At 72.1% G+C, this 8,430-nt stretch carries 6 protein-coding genes; 4 read left to right on the forward strand and 2 right to left on the reverse strand.

Annotation, left to right across the window (positions count from 1 at the left end; all coding sequences use genetic code 11):
* Nucleotides 1-108: 108 nt before the first annotated feature.
* Entirely contained in the window at nucleotides 109-471 is a 363-nt protein-coding gene (locus ABME01_RS15510) for an ArsR/SmtB family transcription factor (RefSeq protein WP_353829331.1), read from the forward strand.
* A gap of 8 nt (nucleotides 472-479) precedes the next feature.
* A complete protein-coding gene (locus tag ABME01_RS15515; RefSeq protein WP_353829332.1) occupies nucleotides 480-980 on the forward strand; it encodes an SRPBCC domain-containing protein in 501 nt (166 codons plus the stop codon).
* On the opposite strand, the gene hrpA is transcribed toward ABME01_RS15515, so the two are convergent.
* On the reverse strand, nucleotides 961-4,977 hold the full coding sequence (gene hrpA / locus ABME01_RS15520; RefSeq protein ID WP_353829333.1) for an ATP-dependent RNA helicase HrpA: 4,017 nt from the start codon (nucleotides 4,975-4,977) through the stop codon (nucleotides 961-963). The genes ABME01_RS15515 and hrpA overlap by 20 nt on opposite strands.
* Before the next feature lie 88 nt (nucleotides 4,978-5,065).
* A complete protein-coding gene (locus ABME01_RS15525) occupies nucleotides 5,066-6,424 on the reverse strand; it encodes an FAD-binding oxidoreductase (protein WP_353829334.1) in 1,359 nt (452 codons plus the stop codon).
* A 102-nt stretch (nucleotides 6,425-6,526) separates the two neighbouring features.
* Between ABME01_RS15525 and ABME01_RS15530 the strand changes: the two genes are divergently transcribed.
* Both ABME01_RS15530 and ABME01_RS15535 read left to right on the forward strand, forming a co-directional pair.
* The gene (locus ABME01_RS15530) at nucleotides 6,527-7,141 is read left to right on the forward strand and encodes a TetR/AcrR family transcriptional regulator (RefSeq protein ID WP_353829335.1); all 615 of its coding nucleotides are present in this window, start codon (nucleotides 6,527-6,529) and stop codon (nucleotides 7,139-7,141) included.
* A gap of 82 nt (nucleotides 7,142-7,223) precedes the next feature.
* Nucleotides 7,224-8,060: an aldo/keto reductase gene (locus ABME01_RS15535; RefSeq protein ID WP_353829336.1), complete on the forward strand. Its 837-nt coding sequence runs from the start codon at nucleotides 7,224-7,226 to the stop codon at nucleotides 8,058-8,060.
* Nucleotides 8,061-8,430 lie beyond the last annotated feature (370 nt).

The following is an 8,430-nucleotide window of genomic DNA, read 5'->3' on the forward strand; positions in this document are numbered from 1 at the left end:
GGAGTAGCTTGCCACGGTGGCTCAATGCTAGCGACGACGGGGTCGCCGGCTCGTGCTCGTGGGGGATCAGTTCTTCCGTATATAACATCAAAATGATATGATCTCGACGTGCACGCGTTCGATGTCCTGGGCGACCCGGTCCGCCGCCGCATCCTCGAGCTCCTGGCCGACGGCGAGCGTCCGGCCGGCGCCGTCGTCGACGTGGTGGCCGGGGAGTTCGGCATCACCCAGCCCGCGGTGAGCCGGCAGCTGCGCATCCTGCGCGAGCACGGGTTCGCGACCGTGCGCGCCGAGGGGGCTCGTCGCATCTACGCGCTCGAGCGGACCGGGCTCGACGAGGCCGGCGCCCAACTCGAGCGATACCGGCGGCTCTGGCCCCAACGGCTCGATGCCCTGCACACCGAGATCGCGCGCGGACGCCGCGATCGACGCACCGCGGGCGATCCGCCCGCCCTGACCGAGGAGCGATGATGGCCGTCATGGGAGAGATCCTTCCCGACGAGCCCGGGCTGCGGCTCGAGTTCGAGGAGACCTACGACACCGACCCCGACGACCTGTGGGAGGCGATCACCACGCCCGAACGACTCTCGCGGTGGATGGCGGCCTATCGCGGCGACTTCCGGCTCGGCGGCCGCTGGCAGGCGCTCACGCGCGACGGCGACGTGTACTGCGACGGCGAGGTGACCGCGTGCGAGCGGCCGCAGGGGTTCGCGACGACGTGGACCGTCGTCGGCGAGGCGCCGACTCGGCTCACCGTCCGGCTCGACCCGGTCACGGGTGGCACGCGGTTGCGGCTCGTGCACGAGCACGTGACGCGGCCCGACTACGGGCCCGGATGGCACACCTACCTCGAGAGCCTCGCCTGGCACCTCGCCGACCCCGGCGCGCCGAAGGACCGCGAGCGCTGGGACGCCCGGTTCGACGCGCTCGCGCCGGGCTACGCCGAGCGGCTCGCCGCGCTCACTCCGCCAGCGCCTTGACGATGCGCTTGACCGACACCGTCTCGGCCGTGCGCAGTTCCTGGGCGAACAGGCCCACTCGCAGTTCCTCGAGCATCCAGCGCACCCGCACGAGGCGCGGGTCGGCCTCCTCATCGATCGGCACCGCTCCGCCGGCCTTCGCGTAGGCGGTGCGCGCCTGGTCGAACTCGGTCATCAGCTGGCGGTCGCGACCGGGGTTCTCCTGCATCCGGCGGACGCGCACGACGATCGCCTCGAGGTAGCGCGGCAGGTGGCGGAGCCGGTCGAGTCCGGTGGCCGAGACGAAGCCGGCCGGCACGAGCGCCTCGAGCTGCGAGCGAGCATCCGCGAGCGCCGACATCAGCTGGAGGCTCGAGGCCTTCGAGATCGCTCGGTCGGCCTCGCGCGCCGCCACCAGGATCCTGGACACGAGCGCGACGGTGTCGAACATCCGCTCCATCACGTTCGCGGAGACGGCGTCGCGCACGGCCTCGAACTCCGCCCGCGTGCGCACGAGCCCGTCGGCGTGCCGCAGCCGCAGTTCGGCGTCGACCACCGCCGCGAGGCAGTCGTCGAGCAGGGCGCGTGGGCCCGGGTACGCGCTCGAGGCGAGCGCGAGCTTCTCCTGGTTCGACAGGTGCTCCTGCACGTACGCGACGGGCGACGGCGTCGCGAGCACGAGCAGGCGACGGATGCCGCGGCGCGTCACGCGGTCGCGCTCCTCGTCCGTCGCGACGAGCCGGAGCGCGACCGAGGACCCCTCGTCGACGAGGGCCGGGTAGGCGCGCACGACGTTTCCCGCCTGGCGCGTGTCGACGTGCGCGGGCAGTTCGTCCTGGTCCCAGGTGGTGAGGCCCGTCCGCTCCGCGAACGAGGGGGCGGCCGGGCCGCCGCTGCGGTCGCGTCTCGTCGATGCGCGGCCGGATCCGCCATCGTGCGGGACCGTGCCCGCGGCATCCGCGCCCCCACCGCGTCGTCCGCCGCGCTCGCCGGGTGCTGCCGCGAAGGTCGAGGCCACGGCGCGGCCGGCCCGGTCGGCGAGGCGCTCCTGCAGTGCGCCCAGGTCCTTGCCCTCGCCCGCCGTGCGGCCGCGCTCGTCCACCGCGCGGAACGTCACGCGCAGGTGCGGCGGCAACCGGTCGAGGTCGAAGTCGTCGGCGGTCACGGGGGCGTAGGTGAGCCGCTTGATCACGGCGGCGATCGTCTCGGGGAACGGATCGCGCTCAGACCCCGTCTCGGGCCCGTCCGGGAGTTCGGCCGAGATCTTCGCGGCCCACTCCGCGGCCGGCACCACCTGCCGTCGCAGCACCTTGGGCAGGGTCCGGAGCATGGCGGTGATGAGCTCGTCGCGCAGGCCCGGCACCTGCCAGTCGAAGCCGACGGGCTCGAGGCGGGGCAGCAGCACGAGCGGGACGAGCACGCTGACGCCGTCGTCGTCGGCGCCCGGCTCGAAGCGGTAGCGGAGGGTCAGCGTCTGGTCGCCCTGCCGCCACCGATCCGGGAAGCCGTCGTCGGCCGTCGCCTCGTCCTCGCCGACCAGGTCGCGCGCGGTCATCGTCAGCAGGTCGGGGGTGCGGCGGTGCTCGGCGCGCCACCACCGCTCGAACGCTCGCGCGTCCGTCGCGTCGTCGGGGAGGCGCTGCTCGTAGAACGCGACGACGGCCTCGTCGCCCGCGAGGACGTCGCGTCGACGGGTGCGCTCCTCGAGCTCGCCCAGCTCGCGTCGCAGCTGCCGGTTCCGCCGGATGAAGGCGTAGACGTTCCGGTCGAGCCGGTTCCAGTCCCATTCCTCCTCGACGAGCGCATGACGGATGAAGAGCTCGCGCGCGAGCGCGCGGTCGACCCGGGCGAGCTGGATGCGTCGCTTGGGGATGATCGGCACGCCGTAGAGCAGCACCTTCTCGTCGGCCACGGCCGACCCCTGCCGGCGCTCCCAGCGCGGGGCGGAGAACGAGCGCTTCGCGAGCGGGCCCGCGAGCTGCTCGGCCCACGCCGGGTCGATGGCGGCCGCGGTGCGGGCGAAGAGCCGGCTCGTCTCGACGAGCTCGGCCGACATGATCGCGGCGGGAGGCTTCTTCGCGAGCGCCGAACCGGGGAACACGACGAAGCGCGCGTTGCGTGCGCCGACGAACTCCGCCTGCGGGCGGCGTCCGCGCCGCTCGGACTCGCGCTGCGCGCCGGCGCCACCGCGACCGCTGCCGGTGCGGCCGTCGTCCCGGATGCCGATCTGCGACAGCAGGCCGGCGAGCAGCGCCCGATGGATGCCGTCGGCGTTCGGTGCGCCCGCCTCCTTGGCGACGTGCAACCCGAGCGGCTTCGCGAGCCGCACGAGCTGGCGGTAGAGGTCCTGCCACTCGCGTACGCGCAGGTAGTTGAGGAACTCGCTTCGGCACATCCGGCGGAACGCGCTGCCCGAGAGTTCGCGCTGCTGCTCCTCGAGGTGGTTCCAGAGGTTCAGCAGCGAGAGGAAGTCGCTCGTCGGGTCGACGAAGCGGCGGTGCATCTCGTCGGCCTGCTCGCGCCGCTCGAGCGGCCGCTCGCGCGGGTCCTGGATGGTCAGCCCGGCGACGATCGCGAGCACCTCGCGGCTCGTTCCCTGCGCCTTCGACTCGAGCACCATCCGCGCGAACCGCGGCTCGATCGGCAGGCGGGCGAGCTGCCGGCCGATGCGCGTGAGCTGCGGGCCGGCCGCGGCATCCGCCTCGTCGATCGCGCCGAGTTCGCGGAGGAGGTCGACGCCGTCGCGGATGCCGCGGGCGTCGGGCGGAGTGAGGAACGGGAAGTCCTCGACGGCGCCGAGGCCGAGCGAGGCCATCTGGAGGATCACCGCGGCGAGGTTCGTGCGGAGGATCTCGGGATCGGTGAACTCCGGGCGCTTCTCGAAGTCGCCCTCGGAGTAGAGGCGGATGGCGATGCCGTCGCTGGTGCGGCCCGACCGGCCCGACCGCTGGTTCGCCGAGGCCTGCGAGATCGGCTCGATCGGCAGGCGCTGCACCTTCGAACGCGCCGAGTAGCGGCTGATTCGCGCCGTGCCGGCGTCGACGACGTAGCGGATGCCGGGCACGGTGAGGCTCGTCTCGGCGACGTTCGTCGCGAGCACGACCCGGCGGCGGAGCCCGGCGACCTTCGACGGCTCGAACACGCGGTGCTGGTCGGCGGAGGAGAGGCGGCCGTACAGCGGCAGCACCTCGGTCACGTCGGCCGCGCCGCGGCGCTGGGCGTGCGCGCGCACGGCCGCCTCGGCGTCGCGGATCTCGCTCTCGCCGGAGAGGAAGACGAGCACGTCGCCCGGTGCCTCCCGGCCCAGCTCGTCGAGCGCGTCGAGGATCCCCTGCTGGATGTCGCGGTCCTCCGCCGCGGCGCCCTCGTCGTCGCCCTCCTCGTCGTCGCCGGCGCCGGCGGAGTCGGCCACGAGCGGGCGATAGCGGACCTCGACCGGGTAGGTGCGGCCGGACACCTCGATGATCGGGGCAGGCTCGCCGGCCGCATCCGCGAAGTGCGCCGCGAAGCTCTCGGGGTCGATGGTCGCGCTCGTGATGATCACGCGGAGGTCGGGGCGGCGGGGGAGGAGGCGCTTGAGGTAGCCGAGCAGGAAGTCGATGTTGAGGCTGCGCTCGTGGGCCTCGTCGATGATGATCGTGTCGTAGCGGCGCAGGTCGCGATCGTGGTGGATCTCGTTGAGCAGGATCCCGTCGGTCATCACCTTGATGCGCGTCGCCTCGCTCGCGCGGTCGGTGAAGCGGACCTGGTAGCCGACGAGGTCGCCCAGCTCGACGCCGAGCTCCTCGGAGACGCGCTCGGCGATCGTGCGCGCGGCGATGCGCCGGGGCTGGGTGTGCGCGATGCGCTCGCGGCCGAGCTCGAGGCAGATCTTCGGCAGCTGCGTCGTCTTGCCCGACCCGGTCGCGCCCGCGACGATGACGACCTGGTGGTCCCGGACGGCGCGCGCGATGTCCTCGCGTCGACCGCTGACCGGCAGGTCGGCCGGGTAGGTGATCGCGGGGACGCTCGCAGGCATAGCCCTCAATCCTACGCTCGCGCGGGGGCGACGGGGTGCCCGTCCCGGAGTTGTGGGAACGCCCGGGACGGGCACCCCGGTCGAGCGTTCAGGCGGCGCCTCGGGCGGGCGCGACGTGGTGGTTGCCCTGCACCAGGTCGTCCGGATCCCAGGTCGCCTTGACCTCGACGAGCCGAGCCCAGGTCGCGGAATCGAAGAAGCGGCTCGCGTCGACGGGGCGTTCGACGAAGTTCGGGTACTCCCCGACCTTCAGCGGGGCCAGCACCGCGTCGAGCCCTTCGAGCCCTCGCGTGACGGCGGCATCGCTTGCCGCGTCCGTCGGCACGCCGAGCCCGTACACGAGGATCTCGCCGGGGAGCGTCGCGCGGGCACCCGCGCCGTCCGGGCGCCGCGCGAAGGCACCTCCGATGTGCCGGACCTGGAGGAGCGCGAGCGACCCGTCGCGACCCGCGAGGCGTGCCATCTCCGCAGCCGCATCGTCGGGGAGCGCGTCGACGAGCGCGGTCGTCGAACGGTAGGGCAGCGGGTCCTCCGGATCCATGGCGAGCGTGCCGAGGGAGATCGGATCGCTCGAACCGAGCGTGTCCATGACCGGCCCAAGACGCTCCAGCGGCCGCAGGAGTCGACGCGCCTCGGCCTCGGGCCCGAGATGGGCCGCCATGACGATCGCGAAGGCCCGACCTCGGACCTCGACCGGGACGTCGGTCGTCGGCGGGAAGTGGATCACCGTCACCCATGTCGTGAGTTCCTCCGGGAACGAGGGGAGCAATCGCGTCCAGGTGGTCAGGACTGCTCCGGCACGCTCGACGGGGAAGAAGTATGCGCCCGCGACGAGCTCGGGAACCGCGACGACCTCGAACTCGATCGCGGTGACGATGCCGAAGTTGCCGCCGCCGCCCCTGAGCGCCCAGAAGAGGTCGGGGTGATGGTCGGCGTCGGCGCGGACGATCTCTCCGCCGGCGGTGACGAGTTCGACGGCGCGCACGGCGTTGGTCTGGAGGCCGTGGCGCCGGGTGAGCCAGCCGATGCCGCCGCCCATGGAGTATCCGGCGATGCCGACGTCGAGCGAGGAGCCGTGCAGGCCGGCCAGGCCGTGCTCGGAGAGCAGCGGCGCGACGTGCTGCCACTTCGCGGCAGCCCCGACGCGCACGCGGCGCGCGCGGGCATCGATCTCGACATCCGTCATGCGGGACGTGTTGACGAGGAGCATGCCGGCCAGGGTGTCGCGGGAGGACGCGCCGTGGCCGGTTCCCTGCGCCCCGACGCGGAGTCCTGCCCGGCGAGCGATCCCGATGGCCTCGGCGACCTGCCGGGCATCTCGCGGGAGCGCGATCAGTTCGGGTTCCTGGTCGTCGAGCAGGTTGAACGTGGCCCGTGCCTCGTCCCATCCCGCGTCGCCCGGGGAGAGGACGGCGAGGGGCGCCGCAACGGTGTCGATGGTGGTCATGACGTACTGCCTTTCGGTGAACAGTGGTGTGTAGTGAAAACGGTACGACCGGACCGGCCGGGTTGTCAATTGATCGAACACACATGTGCGTAGAATGAGGAGATGGCACGGAGATACGAGCAGCGGGCGCGCGCCGAGCAGCAGGAGCAGACACGTCGGCGCATCGTCGAGGCTGCGCTCGAGCTGCATCGGACCGCGGGCCCCGCCGAGAGCTCCTTCAGCGCGGTCGCGGACCGCGCCGGGGTGCAGCGGAGCACGCTCTACCGGCACTTCCCGGACGATCGATCCCTCTTCCTCGCGTGCTCGGGCCTGCACCTCGAGGAGCACCCGTTCCCGGACCCCGAGCCGTGGCGTGGGATCGACTCGCCCGTCGCACGGGCGGCGACCGGCCTCGAGGCCGTGTACGCCTACTGGGAGGCGAACGAGTCGCTCGTCGCGAACGTCCTGCGCGACGGCGAACGTGACGAGGTGCTGCACGAGGTGAATGAACTCCGCATCGGCCGACCGCTGAGGTCCGCTCGTGACGTCCTGCTCGAGGCCTGGCCCGGAGCGGTCCAGGGCTCCGAACTCGCCGCCGCGGCCGCGCTCGCCGTCGACTTCCGCACCTGGCAGACGCTCGCGCGTCGGAGTCGGCTCGATCGAGCGGATGCAGTGGCGCTGATGGCGTCCATGCTCGATGGGGTCGCAGCGCGGGCCGCCGCACCGACGGCGGCCTGATCCGTTCCGGCCGGTGTCCGGCGAGTGTTCGCGCCCCGCGAACGCCCGACCGACGGCGGGTGCGATCGTGTTGCATGACTGCATGAGCGATCACTCGGTACCGCGCATCCAGTTGAACGACGGCCACTCGATCCCGCAGCTCGGCTTCGGCGTGTTCCTGGTCGATCCCCCCGAGACCGAGCGCATCGTCGCCGACGCGCTCGAGGTGGGCTATCGGCACCTCGACACCGCGCGCATCTACGGCAACGAGGAGGGCGTCGGCCGCGCGATCGCCCGATCGGGCGTGCCGCGCGACGAGCTGTACGTGACCACGAAGCTCTGGAACGACGACCAGGGCACGCAGTCGACGCTCGATGCGTTCCAGGGCAGCCTCGATCGGCTCGGCCTCGAGTACGTGGACCTCTACCTGATCCACTGGCCGGTGCCGTCGAAGGATCGGTACGTCGAGACCTGGCGGGCGTTCGAGCAGATCCGCGAGTCAGGACGGGCCCGCTCGATCGGCGTCTCGAACTTCATGGCGCCGCACCTGCAGCGACTGGTCGACGAGACCGACGTCGTGCCGGCGATCGACCAGATCGAGCTCCACCCGGCTCATCAGCAGCCCGAGACGACGGCGTTCGCCGCGGAGCACGGCATCGGGATCGAGTCGTGGGGCCCGCTGGGACAGGGCAAGTACCCGCTGCTCGAGCTCCCCGAGGTGGTCGAGGTCGCGGACGCGCATGGGAAGTCGCCCGCGCAGGTCGTCATCCGTTGGCACCTGCAGCGCGGCTTCATCGTGTTCCCGAAGTCCAACCGCCGCGAGCGGATGGCGGAGAACTTCGACGTGTTCGACTTCGAGCTCTCGAGCGGCGAGATGGAGCGGGTCAACGACCTCGAGCGGGCGGGGCGCGTCGGTCCGGATCCCGCGCACTTCGGCTGACGATCGCGCCGTGATCGGGGGTTCCCGCCACCGGCGGGACCCCCGGTGCGAGGTGTCGCCGGGCGCGACACGCGCGGGCGGCGTGACCGATTTGTGATCGGCCCGGCGGGTGCGTATGTTTATCTCTGTTGCCGCGGCAGCCGGGAGCGAAAGCTCAGGGGCCGGGCGGTAACCCCAGCCAAACAGCCTCGTAGGCGCCTCGTGCGACTCGGTTGCTTCAAGCCTGGGGAATCCACTTTCGCTCCCGCGGTGCTCGTTCACGAGCACTCGGTTCGGGGTGGTATAGTTGGGAAGTTGCCTCGTTGGGGTTGGCCTGGGTTTCCGGGTTGGTTCTGGTGGGTGCGTCCGTTCCTTGAGAACTCAACAGCGT

Origin of the sequence: Agromyces litoreus, from assembly GCF_040496015.1 — a bacterium.
GTDB classification, from domain to species: domain Bacteria; phylum Actinomycetota; class Actinomycetes; order Actinomycetales; family Microbacteriaceae; genus Agromyces; species Agromyces litoreus.